Here is a 22,832-nt window from a genome sequence, read left to right as displayed (position 1 = left end):
ATGGGCAAAATTAACTAAATTGGATAGGGCGAAAAAACGAAAGCCGGTCTTTGCCCGTTTTACTGCTACTCTTCGTCTATTCAGCTATGGAATTTGGAAAAATACAGAACATAGAAACTGCGAATTTCACGCTACCACCCGGTTCGCCGTTCAACGCCAGGATTTGGGCTGCCGTTGAACCGACCAATCATAGCCTGAACTGGCAACCCACGGTGTACATTGGCGGACCAATATGGGCGAATAAAGACTACGTGGGTAAAGTCTATCCATCGAATGCGAAGGAGCGCGATTTTCTGTATTACTACACCCGGCAATTCAACACAATTGAACTTAATCTGACGCACTATCAGATTCCAACAGCGGGGATGATTGAAAAGTGGAAAACGGAAGCCACCGAAAAATTCACGTACTGTCCTAAATTTCCGCAGATAATCAGTCATGAACGCCAACTAGTTGCTACGGAAGGACTGACCGAAGAGTTTGTGAATGCCGTATTGAATCTGGAAGAGTATTTGGGAATGACGTTTCTGCAATTACCGCCCAATTTTGGCCCTGATAAATGGCCTGTGCTGGAATCGTACCTTAAACGTTTGCCCGATGAACTGGATGTCGCTGTCGAATTCCGGCATCCCGATTGGTTTAGCAAAGGAGCGGTGTGGCAGCAAACGCTGGAACGGCTCTATCAGATGCACCGGCACGTACTCATCACCGATGTGGCAGGCAGACGCGACGTACTGCATATGGGACTAAGCAGTCCTGTACTAACCCTGCGTTTCAATGCCTGTGAAGGGCACCCAACCGATTATACCCGCACCGATGCCTGGATACAACGGCTCAAAACGTGGTTTGACAAAGGCTTGCAAACAGCTTATCTATTCATTCACGGCGGTGGAGACAACGATACCGCCCCCGAGTTGATTCTATACTGGGTTCGCGAACTAAACAAGCATTGTGGCCTGAATTTGCGCGAACCGGTCCTGCAGCCCAAAGTGGTACAGGGGAGTTTGTTTTGAAATACAGCCAGGAGACTTTACATTTGCCCCCATGATTTTACAACAAACAACACATTGGCATCACCATTCTGAGCGATAACGCAGCAGAACGAGATGCGCTTGTTTGTGAGTTCGGATAGACAATTCTGATTTCCACAATATACAAAGCCCGGTTCTGCCAAGGAGCCGGGCTTTTACTTTATGAAAACGGTCATTATAAAATACAATGCTGGTAACGTTCAGTCGGTTATGTATGCGCTGGAACGATTGGGAGCAAGCTACCTACTAACGGATGACGAAGCGGAAATCCGGTCGGCCGATAAGGTTATCTTTCCGGGTGTTGGCGAAGCGAGTACGGCCATGGCTTATCTGCGGGAACGCGGGCTGGATAAACTGATACCGTCTCTAAAACAGCCTGTGCTAGGTACCTGTGTGGGTATGCAGCTCATGTGCCGGCATTCGGAAGAGAACGATACAACGTGCATGGGTATTTTTGATATCGACGTTCGGCGTTTCCCCGCTACGCCAGGGTTCAAAGTGCCCCATACGGGTTGGAATAACATCCACTCGTTGCAGGGACCATTGACGGAAGGGGTAAAGCCGAATGATTACGTCTACTTTGTCCATAGTTACGCGGCTGATGTTTGTCCGGAAACAACGGCTATCTGCGACTATGTTCGACCATTCAGTGCTATGCTTCACCGCGATAATTTTTACGCTGCCCAGTTTCACACAGAAATAAGTGGGGATGTTGGGCAGCGCATTCTGGAGAATTTCCTGAACCTACAGTAAGAACAAACATCATAACAGCCGGACAGAAGGTCCGCATTACTCATGTACATCATTCCTGCAATCGACCTTATTGATGGTAAAGCCGTTCGGCTAACTCAGGGCGATTATAACCAGAAGAAAGAATACAACGCCCGACCGCTCGAAGTAGCCAAGCAATTTGAAGGGGCTGGGTTGAAGCGAGTGCACCTCGTTGACCTTGATGGTGCTAAAGAAAAACGGGTTATCAACTGGAAAGTATTGGAGTTGATAGCGTCTCAAACAAGCCTTCACGTAGACTTTGGCGGGGGCGTTCAATCGGATGAGGATTTGCGGATTGTATTCGAATGTGGAGCCAAGCAGGTTACAGGCGGTAGTGTTGCCGTAAAGCAACCCGATGTGCTGGAACGGTGGCTATCGGGGCATGGCCCGGAGAAAATTATTCTGGGGGCCGATGCAAAAAATGAAAAAATCGCCGTCAGTGGTTGGGAGGAAGGGACTGATGTCTGGATTTATGACTTTCTGGAACAATGGGTTGATAAGGGAATCAAGTATGTTATCAGCACCGATGTAGCCAAAGACGGATTGCTACAGGGGCCTTCATTTGAACTATATCGGAATATGCAGGACCGTTTTCCTGATTTACAGATTATTGCCAGCGGTGGCGTAAGTAACATGGCCGACATCGAAACCCTGGCTGATATGGGTGTTTTCGGTGTCATCGTGGGCAAAGCTATTTATGAAGGACGGGTGACATTGAATGAGTTGCAGAAGATTAGTGGGATTTAAAACGCGAAGCTGATGACACGTTGGGGCATTATTTTTTTTAGCTTTTACCTGTCAATGCCACTGGTTGTAGTTAGTCAAAATAGGCTGTCTCCTCAACAGCGGTTCGAAAAGCTTGCCCGCAAAATGCGCTTGAAAACGCCGAAACTAGCTAAAAATGATTGCGAAATTCGGATATGGAATCAGCAGGGACTGAGGTTTGGGGATGCCCAAATGCTTTACGTGCTGTCAAAGAAGAAAAAGTTGCTGTCAGCAGCTAAGTACGTTATCAACTCCGATGAAGACGGCTTCAAAAGAGCAGTGCGCTTGAAACCGACAATTCCTATTACAACTGACTTTTGGGAGCAATTGCTACATCGCAATATTCTAACGTTGCCTGACCAGGGTTCCATCCATGACAAACTATTTCCCCGTCCGCCCAAAGACTCAACATGGACAAGTGTAGATGCTGATGGCAGTGTGAGTGTTCATGCCAAACGAAACAGGAACAACAATGTACTTATTAGTGATGGTGAGAGTTACTACTTCGAGGTGTTTAGTGTAAATGAATATAGAATTTACAGTTTCAGCAATCCAGAGCTATACATCCGTTATAAACCGAATATCGCCGAACTACAAAACGTGGTTGCTATCCTGAATGAACTGGCAACGTTGTTTCACTCGACAAACTAGACTTTTTACTTTTAGTAGAAATGCTCACAAAACGCATCATTCCCTGCCTTGATATTAAAGACGGACGTACTGTGAAAGGGACTAACTTTATTAATCTTCGCGACGCCGGTGACCCCGTCGCCCTGGCTGCTATTTATGCCGAGCAGGGTGCCGATGAATTGGTTTTTCTGGATATCACCGCAACCGTCGACGAACGGAAGACGCTGATTGAACTGGTACGGAATGTGGCACATACTATTAATATTCCGTTTACGGTGGGTGGTGGTATTTCGTCCATTGCCGATGTATCGGCACTGCTCAACGCGGGAGCCGATAAAATTTCGATCAACTCCTCCGCCGTTCGCAATCCCGATCTGGTGAACGAACTGGCACTGGAATTTGGTAGCCAATGCATTGTGGTAGCCATTGATACGCGGTATGTGAATGGTGAGCACATTGTTCACACGCATGGCGGTCGTCGACCAACGGAATTACGGACAATTGCCTGGGCTAAAGAAGTTGAGGAACGGGGATCTGGCGAACTACTGCTGACATCAATGGATACGGATGGTACCAAAGCCGGTTTTGCCCTTGACTTGACTGCTCAAATTTCAGGCGCGGCTAATATTCCCGTTATCGCATCGGGTGGAGCCGGGTCAATGGAGCACTTTGTCGACGTGTTCACTACCGGCAAAGCAGATGCAGGGTTGGCAGCCAGCATCTTTCACTTCAAAGAAATCGACATTCCCGTTTTAAAGCGCTATCTGAAGGAGCAGGGGGTAGAAATGCGGCTGTGACATAGCGTATGAATGACCATCAAAACCGGAACCCTAGCTCCATCGAAACAATACGGCTTTTAGAAATCAGATCATTGCCACGAGCTATGTTTATCAATCCGCGCTGGTAACTCATACCGATGTTGACCGCATTGTTCTGGTTAATTTTGTACTGAATGCCCGTGCCAAGCAGCAACTCAATATCGCCAAAACCATATTGCCTGCTTGTGCCGTTTTCAGCTGTGTAGAGGCCATTCCGGGCCTGATCCAGTGCTTTCTCCGCCAACTTAATGCTGAACAAACCACCGGTTTGCACGTATAGGCGAATGTTAGGCGCGATGTTATTGGCGAACAGTTTCACCGTAGCCGGAATTTGCAGGTACTGTAAATTGTATACAGATTCTTTTTCGGGGACACCCGGATTCCAGCGAGCCTGACCGAATGTGCCGGGCATCTGAAAGCCAGACCGCTTTATGGTGTACCAAAGGCCGCTACTGAACGCATAGCGGTTTTTAAAGAAAAAGTAATCCAGTGTAGGGCCAACACTCATTCGAACCCCGGGTCCATTATTCTGAAAACCGGCATACGCCCCTTTGCCTTCGGCCGTATTCAGGTCGAGCGAAGGAGCGAAACGGATGCTCATCTCAATGAGGTGCGTTGGCCAGGCATAATCAGGGCCGGAACCGTACCCGTTATTCTCCGCCTGGTCATTGGCTCGCTGGTCTTTTTTGCGTTTACGGCCCTTTCTATCATCTTCGTAGTCCCGCCTGTTCTGGTCCTGACCGTCGTAGTTGTCACCCAGAATTTTGCGGAATCGCTTTTCCGTTACGCTGGATTCTTTCGTCCGTAACTTGTATAATGCGTTCGAAGCCGTTTGTGCCCAACCGGGGCTACCAACCCAGAGAACCAAAATCAGCCCTAACCCTGCAACTTTTTTCATAATTTTGCACGTTTTCTATATTGAAAACAACCCCATTTCATGCACCTACGCGCAGCCCTGGCGGGGATTTTTTGTCTGTTTCTGTTCGCTTCGTGTCAGAAGAGCGAAGATATAGCGTTTGTTCGGCTCGATAAGCAACTCTCTTCCAGTAAGTCGCCCGATAGTATTCGGGCGCTGCTAAATCAGTATCCGGCCGTTGCTCAATTGTATTTTAACGCGAACGGTGCCGGAAATGATACAGCGCTGGTCCACGAATTGACTAACCGGGCTTCCAATCCAGATCTCCTTACTTTTAACCAGCAGGTGCAGAACCAGTTTGGCGACATGGCCGACCTGCGTGCAGAACTGGCCGGAGCTTTTTCCAACATCAAAAAAGACTTTCCTGACTTTAATTCCCCTAACGTTGTTACCGTTGTAACAGGCTTTATGGGACCTGATCTGGTCGTTACGGATAGCCTTATCGTAATTGGGCTCGATTACTTTGCCGGTCCGAAGGCGAAATATCGCCCACAGGGGCCAGAATACCCACAATACATATTACGCCGTTACGCTAAAGATTACATCGTTCCGGCCATTGTTTTTGCCATTTCAGATAAATACAATGCCACCAACCGTACCGACCAAACCATGCTGGCCGATATGATTTATTATGGCAAAGGGTATGTATTTACCAAAAACATGTTGCCTGAGGTACCAGATAGTTTAATCATCGGTTACTCAGACAAGCAACTGACCCAAACGTTTAATGCCCAGGACGTTGTTTGGGCATATTTTATTGATAATCAGTTGTTGTATCAGACGAATCCGGCTATAAAACAGCGATATTTGAACGAAAGGCCGTTTACCGCCGAAATCGGTCAGGCTGCTCCCGGGGCTATCGGTCGCTGGCTGGGGTGGCGAATTGTCGGAAAATACCATGATGAACACCCCGGTGTGAGCATTGCCGAACTGATGCGAAACGCCGATGCCCGGCAGATTTTTGAACAGTCAGGCTATAAAGGACAAAAAGAATGATTGGTTTGTAATGGGGTATGGACAGCTAAAAGCATAGTGCAATGGATTCCCTGATTACAGACCGTTTACCAACTACCAGTAACTATGGCAAAACGAGGACGAAGTTTTGGTGAAGAAGCCAATCCGGAAGATAAAAAGAAACTAAGCAGCGAGGGAGTAAAGAAAGCACTGAGCATATTCCGGTTCGTAAAACCGTACCGGACTCAATACATTGTTGGGTTTTTGTTCCTGATTCTGTCGACGGGTACAACCATGAGTTTTGGTTTACTCATTGGTCAGATTACCAGCGTTATTCAGGGGAAATCGGCTTTTACGCTCAATCAGGTAACGCTGTTTTTTGTCGGCGTCCTGATAGCGCAGGCTATTTTTTCCTTCTTCCGTATTTACTTCTTTTCTCAGGTAAGTGAGCGGGCGATGGCCGATGTGCGCCGGTCAACGTATAGTAAAATCATCACACTCCCCATTCCGTTTTTCGAACAACGGCGAGTTGGCGAATTGACCAGCCGTATTTCGTCCGACATTTCACAGTTGCAGGATGTATTGACTCTAACGGTGGCCGAACTGTTTCGGCAGATAGGGACGCTCACGATTGGTACGGCCATCATTTTTTATGTTTCCTGGAAGCTGACGCTGTTTATGCTGGCTACCTTTCCGATCATCATTGTTGCCGCCATGATCTTTGGCCGGTTCATCCGCAGTCTGTCAAAAAAGGCGCAGGATTTATTGGCTCAGGCAAACATCATCGTTGAGGAAACACTACAATCGGTCAACGTGGTGAAAGCCTTTACCAACGAGAAGCTGGAAATAAATCGTTATGGCTCGGCCCTGCAACTGGTTGTCGATACAGCACTGCATGCCGCCAAGTTCCGGGGTGTGTTTGTTTCGTTCATCATTTTTGCCCTTTTCGGCGGCATTATCGGTGTTGTCTGGTACGGCGGTTCATTGGTACTGTCGAATGAAATGCCCTTTGCCGACTTGCTGACGTTTATTGTATACACCACGTTCATTGGGGGCTCTGTGGCCGGAATGGGCGATTTGTACGCTCAGTTGCAGAAAACGATTGGTTCATCGGAACGAATTCTGGAAATTCTGGAAGAGCATTCGGAAGTGAACGCTACCGAAGAGGTTCCTCTGTTTGTACCCGTTCAGGGCAACGTTGAGTTTACGAATGTCCAGTTCTCCTACCCATCCCGTCCCGATATAACTGTGCTGAAAGGCATCTCGCTTTCCGTAGCTTCTGGTCGTAAAATTGCGTTGGTTGGGCAGAGTGGAGCTGGTAAATCCACGATTGTTCAACTGCTGATGCGGTATTACTCGGTAGGTAGCGGAAAGATTACTGTTGATGGTCGCGATTTGGCCGGCTTTAACGTTACGGAGCTACGGAAGAACATTGCTGTAGTGCCCCAGGAGGTCATGCTTTTTGGTGGTACGATAATGGAAAATATCCAGTACGGTAAGGCCGGGGCTTCAGAAACCGAAATACGTGAGGCAGCCCGTAAAGCGAATGCGCTTCAGTTTATTGACTCGTTTCCCGAAGGTTTACAAACCATTGTGGGTGAACGGGGCGTTAAACTGTCGGGCGGTCAACGGCAGCGAATCGCTATTGCCCGGGCTATCCTGAAAGACCCGGCTATTCTGATTCTGGACGAAGCAACGAGTTCGCTCGATGCCGAGTCGGAACGGTTGGTGCAGGAAGCTCTGGACGAACTGATGAAGAACCGAACGACGATTATTATTGCCCACCGCCTGGCAACTATCCGCAAAGTAGATCGAATTTATGTCATAAACGAAGGACAGATTGCCGAATCTGGTACCCACGACGAACTCGCTTTGCAGGAAGATGGAATTTACGCAAACCTGGTGAAGCTACAGTTTGAAACGACAGAGAATAGCTTGTAGTTGGTTTTTCAACGACAAACGCCGAATAACGAACGTTAAAGACCATGACCATTGCTTCTAAAACGCTGAAACAATTCAACCTGCGCCACACCAACGGGCGTGAGGAAGTGCTTGATTTGTTTCTGAACGCTGGTCGTGCTTTGGCACACCACGATGTTGAAAATGGTCTCGGCCCCGCTCATGACCGGGTAACCATTTACCGTACATTGCGAACATTTCTGGACAAAGGGTTACTGCACAAAGTGCTGGACGATGAAGGGGGGACAAAATATGCCCTTTGCCGGGAAACCTGCGCGGATGGCCACCATCACCACGACCACATCCATTTTAAGTGCGAAGCTTGTGGTCAAACGACTTGCCTGGATGATGTTGTTATTCCGGTTATTACCCTACCTAAAGGGTACGATCGGAAAGAAACGAATCTGCTGATTCAGGGGGTTTGTCAGGGGTGTAATCAGTAATGGGTAAAAATCCTGCTATTTATAGACTGTAATTCCCGGTTACTACTACTCTGGTAAACCGACCGTATTGTATGCCCGAAACTATATTCCTCCAGCGTCAACAGCAATTTAGCCATGCCGAACGGGTTGCCCAGAAAAAACATAATCGACTGGCATTCTGGCGGCTTGTCTGGTTCATCGGTAGCGTACTGGTTATCTGGCTTCTTATCCAGATCGACCAGCAGCTTGCTGCCGTTGCCGCTCTGTTGGTGGGTATAACGGGGTTTTTGATACTGTTAAAGAAACATCAGCAGGTTAAACGGGAGCGGGATTTCAATCACCACCTGGCGTTTATCAATCAGGACGAAGCATCAAGACTTAAACGGCAGTACCTGCGTCCCGAAACGGGGGAGCAATACGCCAGCCCAACGCACAGTTACACGGGTGATCTGGACGTATTTGGTAAGCACTCCCTCTTCCGACTCCTGAACCGAACCCATACACACGAAGGGCAATATCGGCTGGCTACCTGGCTCAATGCACCCGCTAATCCAGATACCATTCGCCTTCGTCAGGAAGCGGTGACCGAACTGAAACCGGAGCTTAACTGGCGGCAGGAGATAGAAGCACTGGCTTATCTGAAAGAAACGGTCAATCGCTCGCCGGATGCCCTGGTCAAGTGGGCAACGGCCGAGGCTGAGCCACTGCCAGGCTACCTGAAAATTATCCGGTTTCTGTTTCCTGCCATTACACTGAGCTTATTTGTTGCCTGGCTGCTGGGTTATCTGCCCGGTTCAGGCGTATTGTTCGGGCTGGCGATTCATGGTCTGGTGCTTAGTCGATTATCGGCGCGTGCCGGAGAGGTTAGCGAACAAACGGTAGACATATCAACAGCGCTGAAGGCATTTCAAGACTTATTTCAACAGGCAGAACGGGTAGCAGGTGATAGCGTTCGAATACAGGCTATTCGTCAGGCATTAACGGCTGGTTCTCATTCCGCATCAACCATAATCGGTCAGCTTTCCCGGTTGACAGAAGGGTTGAATTACCGACGAAATCCGTATTTCTATCTGTTATTCGGCGTTGCTACCCTTTGGGATGTTCATTATTTATTGCGGCTTGAAGACTGGCGTAATAAATACGGTGCTGACATTAGCGGCTGGTTTGACGCACTGGGCGAACTGGAAGCACTCAATAGCCTGGCCGGTTTTTCCTACGCCCACCCAGCCTATGCCACGCCCGATATCGTTGACGATGCTCTGACGCTTGATTTTGTACAAGCTGCTCACCCATTGCTGGCACCAGACCGCTCCATCGGAAATTCGCTGACGTTTACGGGTAATGGGCAAACGGTTTTGATAACCGGCTCCAATATGTCGGGGAAGAGTACCTTTTTGCGGACTGTTGGCGCCAATGTAGTGTTGGCTCTGGCGGGGGCGGTTGTGAGTGCCGAACGGTTCTGGTGTTCGCCCGTGCACGTATTTACCAGTATGCGCACGCAGGATTCGCTGGAAGAAAGTACCTCCTCGTTCTACGCCGAACTCAAACGGCTGCAAACCCTTATTGGCCTGACAAAACAGCCAAAGGCAATCCCGGTTCTGTATTTCTTGGACGAAATCTTAAAAGGAACCAATTCCGCCGACCGGCACCGGGGAGCCGAAGCCCTGATTCGGCAAATGCACCAGACCACCGCTGCCGGCTTCGTGTCGACCCATGACCTCGAGTTAGGTCAACTTACAGATGCTGACGGTTTCGTGCGGAATTTCCATTTCCAGTCCGACCTCAACAACGGGGAACTTGTGTTTGACTATAAGCTTCGCGATGGAATCTGCGAGAGTTTCAACGCCAGCCAGTTGATGCAGGCCATTGGTATTGAGATGGGCGAAGTACAAAAGTAAAGCCCGACCTTTGCCAAAATCCAGCCAGGATATATATACAAACAAAGGGGAACAACCTCGTAATCTTTCGAAATAAATCCCTTCGCGCCTTTTGTTCTATCTTTGTATCCTTACAGGAGCTGAAGGCCTTTATTCTTTTGCTCTTTCATTTTTCATTAAGTACGACAAGTTCATGACAACCGACCAGTTGACCGACTTGAGAGCCAGAGTAGAGGCCCTAAGGAGGTATCTTTGACTACGATACCAAAAAAGAACAGTTAGCCGAACTCGAACAACAGACATTCCAACCCGAATTCTGGACCGATGCCGCCCGCGCCGAAGGCGTAATGAAGCAGGTGCGCGTCCTGAAAGGCTGGACTTACGGGTACGAAAAACTGAACGGCCAATTCGGCGACCTCGAAACGCTGTTTGAGTTTTACGAAGGCGGAGAGGTAAGCGAAGAAGAGGTTGATGAGGAGGGCCTAAAAGTTTCGGAAACGCTCGACGACCTCGAACTTAAGAAAATGCTCGGTAATGAGGAAGACCAACTCAGTGCAGTGCTGGAAATAAACGCCGGAGCCGGTGGTACCGAAAGCCAGGACTGGGCCGACATGCTCTACCGGATGTACATGCGCTGGGCCGAGAAACACGGTTACAAGCTAAAACAAGTCGATTACCAGGAAGGGGACACTGCTGGTATCAAATCGGCTACTATTGAAGTAGATGGCGCATTGGCTTACGGATTCCTGAAATCGGAGAATGGCGTCCATCGCTTGGTTCGTATTTCGCCTTTCGATTCCAATGCCCGTCGGCATACGTCCTTTGCTTCCGTATTTGCGTATCCCCTGGTTGATGATACTATTCAGATTGACGTCAACCCTGCCGATATTCGCTGGGATACGTTCCGGTCGGGTGGCGCGGGTGGCCAGAACGTAAACAAAGTGGAAACGGCTGTACGGTTGCACCACGAACCTTCGGGGCTGGTCATTGAGTGTCAGCAGGAGCGGAGTCAGTTGATGAACAAGGAGGTGGCGATGCGACTACTGAAATCCAAACTCTATGAAATTGAGGTGCAGAAACGTAATGCCGCCCGCGACGAAGTAGAAGCGGGTAAGCAGAAAATAGAATGGGGCTCCCAGATTCGTTCCTATGTATTGGACGACCGGCGCGTCAAAGACCATCGAACCGGCTATCAGACGTCTAATACCGATGCTGTGCTGGATGGCGACATTGACCCATTCATTAAAGCATTTTTACTGGAGCAGGAATAAAGCCCGGTTTGAGTAGCTGTAGCGTTAGCGCAATCCAGGAAAAAAGTCCGGACGTACATAACCCTATAGCTACTCAAAATACTATGAGACTTATTCTTTTCATCGTCACGTTTTTATTTTCCTGTTCAAAGTCCACAACCGAACAGAACATGGTTGTCAATCCCAACGCCAGCGCGTCCAAGTATTCCTTCCTGTCGCTGGGTGATTCCTACACCATTGGCGAAAGTGTATCGGCTTCCGACCGCTGGAGTGTTCAATTGGCGGGGATGCTACGTAATCAGGGGCTGGACGTGGCCGATCCGGACATCATTGCCCGCACGGGCTGGACTACCGCCGAGCTACAGGACGCGATTAATAGCAGCGGCAATCAAAAAAAATACACCTTGGTTTCGTTGATGATTGGGGTCAATAATCAATACCGGGGTCAGAGTCAGGACCGCTATCGAACCGAGTTTAAGTCATTGCTCCAAACGGCGGTCAACTTCGCTAATGGTAAAGCCGACCACGTTTTTGTGCTGTCTACACCCGATTGGGGGCGCTCGCCTTACGCATCTACACAGGATAAAACGCAGATTGGGCTGCAGATTGACCAGTTCAACGCCATCGCGAAGGATGAATGCCAGAAGGCCGGTATTGCTTTTGTCGACATTACACCCGCAACCCGGGCCGCTGCTGGCGATGATTCTCAGTTTGCCAGCGATGGGCTGCACTATTCGGGTAAGCAGATGCAGAAGTGGGCCGAAATGGCTCTGCCAGTAGCGAAAAAGTTATTGACTCTGTAAATTGGCTATCAGCGACTATGGATGAAGGTTAAATTCATGGATGTGGTCATACCCCGAAACCTTTTCCACCTGTCCTGACTCCCATACCGATAGTAGTGAGTGGCTGTTGCAGGTAGTTGAAGGGGCATTTGCAACGCAGTTCCCTTCCCAATACTATCTATCCACTGTACTGAAACCACTACATCATCAGACACCATAAGCTGGTAAGGCCGCAAGTCGACCGATACCCATTGGCGCGATTTTCCTGCTACCCTGATGTATACATTTTTAGTTAGCAGGTTCTGCATCGTTTTTGCCTGGTATACATTCAGCCGAAACATAACACTATCATAATTGGTGATCATGTAAAAATGGAATGACTCCAGCCAGTTCGTACCGCTTGATACGTTGAACTTCCGGCCTATTTCGGACCCTAAATTTTGCCGGGGTAGTTCGCTCAAGGCAAAGTTGGTGACCATTGATGTTTTGTATCCCGTTTTGCCCAATGTTTTGACCCGGCTGTTGCGGGCATCAACCCGGACCTCGTTCAACTCACGGACCATTCCCATCATGACTATCTGCGGGTTACCCGATGTTCTGGCCGCGAGTTGCGCCACCGTAAGCGCCACCGTGTGATAGCCAATCAGACTAATCACAACTGTGTCGGTATCTTCCACTTTATCTGTAATGTATAGCGTAAAGCGGCCCTGATCGTCTGCTATTGTACCCACTGGTGTATTCACTATTCCGATACTGGCGTACAAAACAGGCTGTTGACTGGTATCCACGAGTCGTCCGGTTATCATCGTGGGGCTATCAGCCAGGACCGATTGTACAGTGAAAGTCAGAAAAAACAGAAAGAAGGATATAATCTTCATAGCAGTTGTTGGTTGGAAAAGAACACGATCGCTTTCAGGCGTCTTGCCTGGTACGTTTTATGCTACCGCTCTCTGATTAAACTTCTGCCGGTAATACCGGACTGTCCGGCCAATGAGCATACCACCAACAACACTTGGAATTATCCAGCTCATCGTGTACGTCCACTCGGGAGCGGTAGCGGGCAGAACCCGACCAATATTGGTGACTAAGGCCGCCGTAAACGTAGCAATGTAAGAACCTCCCATACGGGTGAAGTGCTGAAAGAACCAATGCATCTTTTCGGTAGGTTTGGTCATGAACTGAATATCCCGCCCGGCAAATACCAGGGTTAATACGCCGAAAAAGGTAAATACGATTGGCAGGAACGATGCGCCGTTTATGGCTAACAAATAAACGCCAAACCCGATCATCGCCAGACTAACAAACAGCGTTACGAATGTCAATGCCTTATCCGCTCTCGTTGGTCCGGATTTCTTTTGTTTCGTAGCCCGCCAGCCGGTCATGCATAGATAAAAACTGAACACGGCAATGCCCGTCAGGAATAGCCTTAGCATCTTGAACGGCTGCAATCCGCACAAGAGCAGAGCTGTTACCGCCACGATAATCATACAGTACACATAAATCAGTCCGGCACGTTTGTGTAGTCGGCCTCCCTTCTCAAAAATCATGGGAATAAGGCCAACCACCAGGGCCGTAAAACCAGTTGCGATGTGTGTAATGAGGAGTGATAAAATGAGCGTTTTCATGACCGTTTTTTTGTTTTTCTTTCGATGAAACAAACCTACGGCGACGGTTTCGCTTGTTACCCGATAAAGGGGTGAACAGCAAATTCAGGGACGTTTGACAATGAAAAATGGGGCCAGGGACGAACGGTGGGCTATTTTACAAGGCTTTCAACTCCGCTACCAGGGTGGCATTATATTGCCGTGAAACGGGTATCTGTAGCATACCGTTGGCCAAGTGTAGCCGGTAGCCCTGCGCATTGCCCGTAACCCGCTCAACCCGGTCGAGGTTGACCACATACGACCGATGGCAGCGTACAATACGCGGGAGGTTAATCTGTCCTTCCATCCGACTCAGGCTGCTACGAAGAAGCGGCTTTACTAGCTGGTTCTCTTTCTGATAGACAACGGTGCAATAGTTATCGCTCGATTCAATATAGAGCAACTGAGCAGCGTCTAGTGTTACTATATCCCTTTCATTATCCGAAATCAGGGTTAACGGAGTTTCTACCTGTACGGGAGGGGATAAAGAGACAGTTTCTGTACCATTTGTTGGCCCTGCCGGGGTTGGTGGGTACATGGGAAAGCCAGCCGCTGACTGACTGTACATCTTAAGCTTACGGATGTAATTGAACATAACGGCCCCAGTTGTGGGGAATAACCCAAGAAGAAAGGTAACCAGGATCATTTCTAACCAACTGATGTAATCCGTGTATCCTTCCTGGTCAAGCATCCACTCCAGATAAAGTCGGTTGCCAATCGCAATCAGCAAGATATTGCCCGTTATGAGCATAATTTGCCGCCCAATGTTCCAGCGTTCGTCAACAAATTGCCGGGGAAATAGTTTTGGCCAAACCGTAAAGTTGTAAGCTGTAATGACGAACGTAACCAGCCCAAAGCCGAGTATTTTCAGTGGCTTGTCAGGCGTTTGCCACATACTCAGACCAAAGGGTTGAAAAACCAGTAGGAATAAGCCAACGAATAGTCCTATTATGGCCGCCTGCCGCAGTTCCCGAACGGGCGATTCAGTTGAGGGATAGGGTTGCCTGAATAGCTCGGGTATACGCATAATACCTAGAATAATCGCCAGCCTGAAATTTGCTCAAAGAAGTTAGGTAGGATAGGAGGGTACACCACAATCATAAATAGAACGCCGAATAGTGCTCCATAAAAGTGAGCATCGTGGTTGATATTGCCCGCTCCCCGTCGGGACTCGTAGTAGGAGTAGCCCAGGTATAATACGCCAAAAATAAAACCGGGGATACAAAACGCGAAGTAAAGACAGATATCTGTTAACGGGCGGAACAATATACCGGCAAAAATAATGGCCGATACGCCCCCCGATGCGCCTAGTGAGTTATAGCCGGGGTTATTGCGGTGTTTTAGAAAGGTTGGAATATCCGAAACCAGAATCGCTGCCAGATAGAAGCCAATTACGTAAAGGGGTGCCATTAGACCAAACAATAAGCCGAAAACCTGTTCGATAAACCCCCCGAAGAAGTACAGGCTAAGCATATTGAAAATCAAATGACCCCAATCGGCGTGCAGAAAGCCTGATGTTATCAGCCGGTAATACTGCCCCCGGTTTGCCACCTGATAGGGATTCATAATCCAGCGATTCATCAGACTGTAATTATTCCAGGCCATGATACTGACAATGGCTGTAACGACGATAATGATAAGGGTAACGCTCATTTGATGTATGATATAGGGTATCAGCTATATAATGTACGGTGGATAAGATGTGTAACTGTATCGTCTCTATCCTGCGTCTTTAATCAGCTTTCCCGTTCAACTAATTGCCGGGCAAATTGAATCAATAATTTTTTCCGGTTAGGGGCAGCATCAACCTGGTCGAAATTGGTAAATCCAAGGTCAAAGTAATCAGTAATGCGGGACTCGGTAAGCTGACGAATGCCTAGTTGGTCGTAAATTCCCGTTATAGCCTGCACTTTCTCGGCTTTGTCGAATGTCGTTTTTGTTAGCCATTTAGTCAATTCTTCCCTAACTGAACCCTGGGCCTGTTGAAGAGCCTCAATGAGAAGGAACGTTTTTTTGTTAGCGATGATGTCGCCCCCAACCTGCTTGCCAAACTTGGCAGGGTCGCCATACACATCCAGTAAATCGTCTTTCAACTGAAAACCAATACCAATGTTTAATCCACCTTCGTATAGATGCTGACGGGTGATTTCGTCTGCACCCGCGATTAAGCCTCCCAGTTCGAGTGCGTAGCCCAGCAGAACGGAAGTTTTCAGGCGAATCATATCGATGTATTCCTCTTCGGTGACGTCCCATCGGGTCTCGAAATTCATGTCCATCTGCTGGCCTTCGCAAACCTCGGCGGCTGTCCGGCTAAACCGTTCCAGGGCTGGCTTTAATTTGTCGGCGTCAATAGTTAACAACAGTTGGTAAGCATTGACCAGCATCACATCGCCCGACAGGATAGCCACATTGCCATTCCATTTTTCGTGAACCGTTGGCTGATTACGACGTAGTGGAGCCTGGTCCATAATATCGTCGTGCATGAGCGTGAAGTTATGAAACACTTCAACCGCCAAAGCCGGACGAACTGCTTTTTGCCAATCATCCGTGAACAGATAGGTAGCCATAAGCGTCATTAATGGACGCATACGCTTACCGCCAAGACTCATAATGTATCGGATTGGATCGTAGAGTTCGGCAGGGAACTGCCCATACGCAATAGACTGAAGTTCGTTTTGAAGGGCATCAACAAAAATAGCTGGACTCATTCGGCTAAGCATTACTGCCTGGTTTTAGGCCAAAAATACGGTAAAAGCCCCCAAAAGCCTAACGCCCAATCTGACGGCGGTAACTGCGCTGACCGGGGGTAATAATGATAAAAACCAGACGGCCGGTCAGAATGAAATATCCATCATTCCTGCCCGTATTGCCCCGTTGTTCTCCGGGTTGATTAGGTATCGTAATCAATTCCGCCCGCCGGTCAGACAACGACGCAGCCAGCGAGCCAAAGTTGCTTCGATCTGGGTACACAGTGCTGACATCGTCCAGATAATCACTCAACACATGCGTATATGTGCCTTCCAGATGAAATTTGAACCGTTCGGAAGCGAGCAACGGCAATCCCAGGCCATAACGAATGATACCGGCCAGACGCTTATAGTGAATGCCTTCGGTTTGGAGCGGAGCCAGGCTATATGTTTGCCCATAATACAGGGCTTTAGGAGTCATATAAGTAATGCCAACACCCGCTATCGCATACGGGATAACAGCTCGATAGCGGTCATCGACCCGCCAGAAATCAACTTGTACACCCGCCCACACATCAGGATTCAGGCTTCTGAACGATAGGTTATTGTAGTAATTTCGAGTGTATTTCTGATGAGCGTATATGTAATAAAGCTGTGCTTCGAACCGGTACGAGAGCTGGTGTGAAACCCGATAAGCTGCGGCCACATTAACGGCTACCCCTACCTGTAGATGACCAAGATTACCCAACTCACTCAAGTCGCCCGTGTAATGGGTTAGCCCGACCACGCCATTAAGCAGCCAGGTTCCGGGCTTTTCGCGCCAGATTTCAGACCGTTGTGCTACCCCCGAAAAAGGAACGACAAGACCGGTCAGGATGAGGAGGAGGAGGAAGCGAGAAAAAGACAAAGGACTAGTGGATACGGTGCTGACCCTATGACGGTATTGTGCCCGAATAGTAACGTAAGTCCCTCAATTACAACTCGCCAATGTCCTCATTCCAGATGGCTGGCTTTTCGGCGATGAACTGATTCATCATCTCGACACACTCCGGCAAATCGAGATCGATTACTTCTACACCGTGTTCTTCCATGAAAGCCCGCGCTCCGGCAAATGTTCGGGATTCGCCGACAATCACTTTAGGGATTTTGAACTGTACTATGGTTCCGGCGCACATGTAGCACGGCATCAGTGTCGAGTAAATGACGGTATCCCGAAATGAGCCAACGCGCCCGGCGTTATTAAGGCAGTCCATTTCGCCGTGTAGGATTGGGTTGTCTTCCTGCACCCGTTTGTTATGACCGGACGCTACTAATTTTCCGTTCTTAATCAGGGCAGAACCAATTGGAATACCTCCCTCGCTTAAACTTTTACGGGCCTGGTCAATGGCCTCTTGCATAAATTCATCCATATATTTATAGTTTGTGGTTCACAGTATTCCGTTTATGGTGGTCGATGCAGGTAGAATCATTATGACAATTCACCAAAAGTCATAAACTAATTGCCGAAAATCTGTTTCATAACAACTTCATCGTCTCGTAATCGCCGATGTGTTTCAGGTACAGGAAATGAAGTAGTAGCCCATTCACGTTCGTAACCAGCTTGTGCGCTTCCGGTAGCGTGGATACTACACTGGTAATACGCTCATATTCGGATTGATTGCCCATGTTTTTAAGGTGAAACGCCATAATCTCGTCACGGGTCATTTCGCGCTCGATGAAGAAAAAGTGCATGCCCTCGTCACTTGTGCCGGTGCTTGGAAACCAGACGTGAGGGTTCAGCCTGGTTAACTCATTCGTGGTGACCACCAGTCCAATTTCTTCCCCAATTTCACGGGCGGCCACATCATCGGGCGCATCGCTGGCATCTACCATCCCGGCCGGATGTTCGTAGGTTTGAGAACCATCGGCGATACGGCGTTGCTTGACCAGCACCACAAATTTCTCACGGGTAGCCTTATCGATCAGGCAAACCAGCATACTCGCTGCGTGGCCCTTTAGAAACAGGGCGGGCGGGATTTTGTCACCTTCGGGCGTGTCAGCATCGACTTCCAGCATGGCAAAAAGTACTTCGCCGTTGTATCTGCGCCGAATGTAAAAGTCTTTGATACTATTAATTTTCAAGCCATTGGCTTCCGCCTGACTTTTCCAGTAGCGAAATTTGTGGGCATCCTCAAGAGCTTCCTGTTGCTTACTCATACGGTCAGTGTCGTAGAAACAAAAACGTCATCAGATGGCCAAATGCCTGACTGATGACGTAAAGGTAATTCGCGGAACGATTGTAAGGGTCTGCTCACTTCATTTTCAGTCTCACCATTCCGTCAGAAATAACAATCTTATCTTCTTTAGACTGCTTTTTGTAGCCGTTCCCTTCGGGGTCGATATCGGAATCGTAGCCTGAGGCTTTGGTGATGACTTTATCTTCCATTTTGTTCATGAGCCGCCCCATTCCACCAAAAACCGTAGCTGTAGCCTTCTCTTTCCAGTAACTACCTGCCAGTGTTGTATTGAAGGTTGCCTCCAGGAATCCGTCAGCTCCCAGTTGAACCTCTATGGCTTCGCTTGCATTCGTTGATTTTCCAACGTGGTATTCCATCCGGGGTTCGCGGGTTTCTTCTACGTATTTGATCGCGGCAATACCTTTGTATTTACCTGCCATGTCCTCATACCGCTTTCTGTTTTCTTTCGTATCGGGCTTGTCGGCATCCACGACCAGGTAAGTGCCGGGTTCAACGATGTCCCGATTGGCATAATTGCCCAGCCATATACGGAGCGATTTGTCGGGCTTAATGGTGTTGGCAGTTATCCACCAGAATTGGCCAATACGCACCCTGCGGGGTTGGGTTGTAAACTCCTTTCCGTCAATTTGTGCTTTTAACGTGTTGTCGTTTGCAATCTGCCCGAAGGTACTGGTAGCGGCCAGGAACAGTGTGATTAATAAGTGATTTTTGTTCATGAGCTTGCCGTGGGTTTATTTTTAGACAAATAAACCCAATTTACCCGTTCGATACCCTGCTAAATTGAGTATCCGGTAAATGCCCAAAACTCACCCCGTTATTTCTGTGTCAGCCCCTGCGCGTCGGGGCCGATGTAGCGCTCGAAGAACTCATAAATACGTAGCAACCGGTCTATACGCTGCCGAACATCGCCCGACCGGCTTAGTTCGTGCGTAGCACCAGGCATACGGACGTACTCAACCGGGCGGCCCAGTATCTTCAGGCTTTTGTACAACATTTCGCTCTGCGATACACCCGTTCGAAGGTCATTTTCGCCGTGCTTGATGAGCAGGGGTGTATGGATATTTTCAACAAACGTATAAGGCGAGTTGCTGTCCAGCACCTTTTTGGCTTCGGGTTGCCACGGATACCCACCAAAATAATTTGGCACCAACCGCCAGGCATTGGCTTCGCCCATAAACGTAGTCAGGTCATATACGCCCCGTTGGGCAAAAGCCGCCTTGAATCGGTTATCGTGCCCGACGATCCAGGCTGTGAGATACCCCGCATACGACCCACCCGTAATAACCTGTCGGCTGGTATCGACCCAGGCTTCCTTAGCTGCATCGGTTGTTGCGGCCAGTACATCTTCCGTTGGGCCGGTACCCCAGTCCTTCATATTGGCCCGCTGGAAATTGATGCCGTACCCACCCGACCCACGCGGATTGGCATAGACAATACCGTAATCCTGACTGCACATGTACTGAAATTCGTGCCACATGGATGGTTCGCCTGGTCCCCACATGGCTGTTGGACCACCGTGCATATTAAGGAGCAGCGGATATTTTTTCGACGCGTCGAAAAATGCGGGTTTCATAATCCAGTAGTCAATCGTTTGACCAATGGAGTTTTTGTAGGTACGTTTTGTTGGAAAACTTAGCTGCCGTTGCGCTACCCAGTCGTTGTGATTACTCAATTTTGTCTGGGTACTAACAGCGCCATTGGCTCCCGAAACGTCGGCCTGGTACAGTTCCGATGGGTTGGCAACTTCCGTTTTGGCAAAAACAAGTCGATTACCCTGCACGTCGAAATTTGTGATACCGCTCTCAATGTCGGTCAACTGCGTAATCTGACGGGTAACTGGGTCAAGTCGATAGAGCGGAATGCCGCCGTTTGATGAGGCTGTAAAATACACGACGTAATTCGTTGTTGCTTTTTTACTTTTCGTAGCCACCGGAACGGTTGCCCAGGTGAAATTTCCTGCGGCCCGGTCAAACGTAACCGGGGTTATGTTCGATATAGTGGAGCCATTGAGGGTAGCTAAGTTAATCTGGGGATAATTAACACCGGATGAAGGGCTAACGAAAAAGACGAGCTGTTTGCCGTCGGGAGAAACTTCGGGTGACCCATAGCTTTTATCCGCTCCTCCCAGTACTATCGTTCGTTTCCCGGAACCATCCGAGGGAATAAACTCAATGGCACTATCCTGCTCCCGGTCGGGGTGAGTAAGCGAATCGCGGTCTGTTACGGCCAGCAAGCCCTGCCCGTTAGGAAGCCAGGCAGACGCTACAAAAGACTCATACCCACGGGTGAGAGGTTTAGGAGTGGCCGGGATTGCAGCATTCTCGGGTACGTCGATACTGTACAAATGCGTAAACGACGGGTCTGGTTCGGTCGTCGCTTCGCCCTGTAAGTTGAGCCGATTGATGACTTTTGCCTTTTTGTCAATAACGTCTTTCGCCAGATACGCCCGGATTTCGGCCAATGAGCCATCGGGATTGGGTTTTATTTTTTTGTCGGGTTTAATAAAATCATTACTGGTGAAGCCTGGTTTTTCCAGCGACCAGGATGGGCCTCTTTTTCCGGGATTCAACAGGGAATCCGTCATCATCTGCGCCATCGTTACAGTACTCGAAAACGCGATCCGCTTTCCATCCGGCGACCAAAGCGGGCCAGAAGCACCGTACTCGATGTGGGTCAGTTGCCAGGCTTCGCCCCCTTCCAATGGCATAATAAATACCTGGCTTTTGCCTTTCACTGTTCTGACAAACGCGATCCGCTTCCCATCTGGTGACCAGGTTGGCTGCCGGGCCGATTCCGCGCCGTGCGTTAATGCTCTGGTATCGTTGGGTTTTAGCCCAGTCAGGTAGATGTGGGTTTTGTATTCGTAATCATCGGGCTGGCTATCTGGTTTTTTGTCAGGGTTAGTAGCCTCAATAGTCGTGAGTGTGTACAGGGCGCGTTGCCCGTCGGGAGCCAGTTCAATACCGCTGACCTGTTTAATCCGGGTCAGGTCGGTAACAGTAACTTTTGACTTTGTCTGGGCGCAAACTGTTTGCGCCGTAAAGACTGTAAGAAGAAGGAGATTTTTCAGCATGAATTAATCTGGTGATGCAGTATATTGGATCGGTACGCTGGAGCGGAATACGCCCAGGTGTATGTTTTAGTCTATCCCGGACGTGGCCGCCCAGGATCTGCTGCTACGAAAGCAGCGGCAGGTAACGTTCACGAATAATTTTGGCATGGTGGCGGGCATGGCCAACCAGTACAAAGCCCAGTGCCAGTACGGAAATGTTCTGATGGAAACAAACGCCCGTCCGTAGTAGCATCTCATTATCGAAGCTATCAAAAAGAAGAATACTCGACTGCCGTACAGCAGCAAACTCGGCGTATAAATCGGAGATTGTCCGGCGGGTAGCGTAGGCCGTTTGGCCAAACATCTCTTCATCGTAACCGGGCAATTCTGTTTTATCATTCCGGGCAAAGCGCAGTGCCCGGTACGACAGTATCCGCTCGGTATCGATAACGTGCTGTAAAATATCTTTCACCATCCACTTATTGGGCGCGTACCGAAGGTCGCCGATGGCTTCGAGAGTTGATGCGGGAATATACTGATCGAAGGTGGGCGTTTGCCGCAACGCATCCATGAGGAATACGTTATCAACCTGATTGATGTATCGGTCGAAAAACTGCGGCATAACTGGAATTTCGGACTTGGTCATAAGTACATACGGTTTAAGATAGTCGTTTTGTAGTCTATGATTTTACGTCAAGCATTGTAGTGCTCAAGCGTATTGGCTATAAGAGTGCTTCTTGAATCTATAACTGATGTTACGCAGCCTTGGCCAATAGAGTAGATTGACTTTTGAGGCTGTTGAGTTCCTGCAAAGCCAACTTAGTTGCATTTAGCGTCAGCAATTTCTTTAAAGCAAAATGATTTTTTGATGTGGACAGCCGTAAGGCTTCCCACTTAACAAAGGCCAGCATCACCAAAAACAAATGGTTGCTTTGACTACGAACCGTGTGCGCCGGGGATGCCCCGTAGCCCGTGTTCGACTTGATGGATTTGTGAAATTCCTCGACCTTCCAACGGCGGGCATACTGCGTTTGGATG

At 48.8% G+C, this 22,832-nt stretch carries 23 protein-coding genes and 1 pseudogene; 11 read left to right on the top strand and 13 right to left on the bottom strand.

Features of this window, described 5'->3' with window-relative positions:
• Window positions 1–86 precede the first annotated feature (86 nt).
• From B157_RS0130500 to hisF, 5 genes are all read left to right on the top strand, one after another.
• Window positions 87–1,013, top strand: coding sequence for a DUF72 domain-containing protein (locus tag B157_RS0130500; protein ID WP_020607094.1), 927 nt, complete (start codon window positions 87–89; stop codon window positions 1,011–1,013).
• Between the two features lie 180 nt (window positions 1,014–1,193).
• A complete protein-coding gene (gene hisH, locus B157_RS0130495) occupies window positions 1,194–1,784 on the top strand; it encodes an imidazole glycerol phosphate synthase subunit HisH (protein WP_020607093.1) in 591 nt (196 codons plus the stop codon).
• A gap of 42 nt (window positions 1,785–1,826) precedes the next feature.
• On the top strand, window positions 1,827–2,549 hold the full coding sequence (gene hisA, locus B157_RS0130490; RefSeq protein WP_020607092.1) for a 1-(5-phosphoribosyl)-5-[(5-phosphoribosylamino)methylideneamino]imidazole-4-carboxamide isomerase: 723 nt from the start codon (window positions 1,827–1,829) through the stop codon (window positions 2,547–2,549).
• Between the two features lie 54 nt (window positions 2,550–2,603).
• Window positions 2,604–3,218, top strand: a complete 615-nt coding sequence (locus tag B157_RS0130485; RefSeq protein WP_157618646.1) for a hypothetical protein — start codon at window positions 2,604–2,606, stop codon at window positions 3,216–3,218.
• A gap of 20 nt (window positions 3,219–3,238) precedes the next feature.
• Window positions 3,239–3,994, top strand: a complete 756-nt coding sequence (gene hisF, locus B157_RS0130480) for an imidazole glycerol phosphate synthase subunit HisF (RefSeq protein WP_020607090.1) — start codon at window positions 3,239–3,241, stop codon at window positions 3,992–3,994.
• Between the two features lie 19 nt (window positions 3,995–4,013).
• Here hisF and B157_RS0130475 read toward each other — a convergent pair whose 3' ends face one another.
• Window positions 4,014–4,913, bottom strand: coding sequence for a porin family protein (locus tag B157_RS0130475; RefSeq protein WP_020607089.1), 900 nt, complete (start codon window positions 4,911–4,913; stop codon window positions 4,014–4,016).
• Between the two features lie 39 nt (window positions 4,914–4,952).
• Between B157_RS0130475 and gldB the strand changes: the two genes are divergently transcribed.
• The 6 genes from gldB to B157_RS0130445 all read left to right on the top strand — a co-directional run bounded on the left by gldB (window position 4,953) and on the right by B157_RS0130445 (window position 12,196).
• Window positions 4,953–5,927 (top strand): gliding motility lipoprotein GldB, encoded by a 975-nt coding sequence (gldB, locus tag B157_RS0130470; protein WP_020607088.1) that lies wholly within the window; start codon window positions 4,953–4,955, stop codon window positions 5,925–5,927.
• An 84-nt stretch (window positions 5,928–6,011) separates the two neighbouring features.
• Window positions 6,012–7,826: an ABC transporter ATP-binding protein gene (locus B157_RS0130465; protein ID WP_020607087.1), complete on the top strand. Its 1,815-nt coding sequence runs from the start codon at window positions 6,012–6,014 to the stop codon at window positions 7,824–7,826.
• 44 nt (window positions 7,827–7,870) lie between these two features.
• A complete protein-coding gene (locus B157_RS0130460; protein WP_020607086.1) occupies window positions 7,871–8,287 on the top strand; it encodes a Fur family transcriptional regulator in 417 nt (138 codons plus the stop codon).
• Between the two features lie 71 nt (window positions 8,288–8,358).
• Entirely contained in the window at window positions 8,359–10,164 is a 1,806-nt protein-coding gene (locus B157_RS0130455) for a MutS-related protein (protein ID WP_020607085.1), read from the top strand.
• A gap of 172 nt (window positions 10,165–10,336) precedes the next feature.
• Window positions 10,337–11,414 (top strand): peptide chain release factor 2 gene (gene prfB / locus B157_RS0130450; RefSeq protein WP_157618645.1). Its coding sequence is split into 2 segments (ribosomal slippage): window positions 10,337–10,396 and window positions 10,398–11,414, totalling 1,077 coding nucleotides; the frame shifts between segments, so codons are not numbered across the junction.
• A gap of 83 nt (window positions 11,415–11,497) precedes the next feature.
• Complete coding sequence (locus tag B157_RS0130445; protein ID WP_026309074.1) at window positions 11,498–12,196, top strand: SGNH/GDSL hydrolase family protein; 699 nt, start codon at window positions 11,498–11,500, stop codon at window positions 12,194–12,196.
• Window positions 12,197–12,204: 8 nt separating this feature from the next.
• On the opposite strand, the gene B157_RS0130440 is transcribed toward B157_RS0130445, so the two are convergent.
• The 12 genes and pseudogenes from B157_RS0130440 to B157_RS39185 form a co-directional block, all read right to left on the bottom strand.
• Window positions 12,205–13,053: a carboxypeptidase-like regulatory domain-containing protein gene (locus tag B157_RS0130440; RefSeq protein WP_020607082.1), complete on the bottom strand. Its 849-nt coding sequence runs from the start codon at window positions 13,051–13,053 to the stop codon at window positions 12,205–12,207.
• Window positions 13,054–13,110: 57 nt separating this feature from the next.
• Window positions 13,111–13,800, bottom strand: a complete 690-nt coding sequence (locus tag B157_RS0130435; protein ID WP_041952360.1) for a DUF2306 domain-containing protein — start codon at window positions 13,798–13,800, stop codon at window positions 13,111–13,113.
• Window positions 13,801–13,936: 136 nt separating this feature from the next.
• Window positions 13,937–14,845: a LytR/AlgR family response regulator transcription factor gene (locus B157_RS0130430; protein WP_020607080.1), complete on the bottom strand. Its 909-nt coding sequence runs from the start codon at window positions 14,843–14,845 to the stop codon at window positions 13,937–13,939.
• A 5-nt stretch (window positions 14,846–14,850) separates the two neighbouring features.
• Window positions 14,851–15,471, bottom strand: a complete 621-nt coding sequence (locus tag B157_RS0130425) for a rhomboid family intramembrane serine protease (RefSeq protein ID WP_020607079.1) — start codon at window positions 15,469–15,471, stop codon at window positions 14,851–14,853.
• 83 nt (window positions 15,472–15,554) lie between these two features.
• Entirely contained in the window at window positions 15,555–16,526 is a 972-nt protein-coding gene (locus tag B157_RS0130420; protein WP_020607078.1) for a polyprenyl synthetase family protein, read from the bottom strand.
• A 58-nt stretch (window positions 16,527–16,584) separates the two neighbouring features.
• Complete coding sequence (locus B157_RS0130415) at window positions 16,585–17,412, bottom strand: hypothetical protein (RefSeq protein WP_020607077.1); 828 nt, start codon at window positions 17,410–17,412, stop codon at window positions 16,585–16,587.
• 67 nt (window positions 17,413–17,479) lie between these two features.
• Entirely contained in the window at window positions 17,480–17,914 is a 435-nt protein-coding gene (locus B157_RS0130410; protein WP_020607076.1) for a nucleoside deaminase, read from the bottom strand.
• A 106-nt stretch (window positions 17,915–18,020) separates the two neighbouring features.
• On the bottom strand, window positions 18,021–18,701 hold the full coding sequence (locus B157_RS0130405) for an NUDIX hydrolase (RefSeq protein ID WP_020607075.1): 681 nt from the start codon (window positions 18,699–18,701) through the stop codon (window positions 18,021–18,023).
• Window positions 18,702–18,795: 94 nt separating this feature from the next.
• Window positions 18,796–19,458 carry a hypothetical protein gene (locus B157_RS0130400; RefSeq protein WP_020607074.1) on the bottom strand — a complete coding sequence of 221 codons (663 nt, stop codon included), beginning with the start codon at window positions 19,456–19,458 and terminating at the stop codon, window positions 18,796–18,798.
• A 98-nt stretch (window positions 19,459–19,556) separates the two neighbouring features.
• A complete protein-coding gene (locus B157_RS0130395; protein WP_020607073.1) occupies window positions 19,557–21,815 on the bottom strand; it encodes a S9 family peptidase in 2,259 nt (752 codons plus the stop codon).
• A gap of 103 nt (window positions 21,816–21,918) precedes the next feature.
• Window positions 21,919–22,440: a DinB family protein gene (locus B157_RS0130390; RefSeq protein WP_020607072.1), complete on the bottom strand. Its 522-nt coding sequence runs from the start codon at window positions 22,438–22,440 to the stop codon at window positions 21,919–21,921.
• Between the two features lie 109 nt (window positions 22,441–22,549).
• Window positions 22,550–22,832, bottom strand: a pseudogene (locus tag B157_RS39185) (IS701 family transposase); the annotation flags it as partial.

The sequence above is a fragment of the Spirosoma spitsbergense DSM 19989 genome (assembly GCF_000374085.1).
GTDB lineage: Bacteria > Bacteroidota > Bacteroidia > Cytophagales > Spirosomataceae > Spirosoma > Spirosoma spitsbergense.
This window is presented reverse-complemented; position numbering and strand designations above follow the sequence as displayed.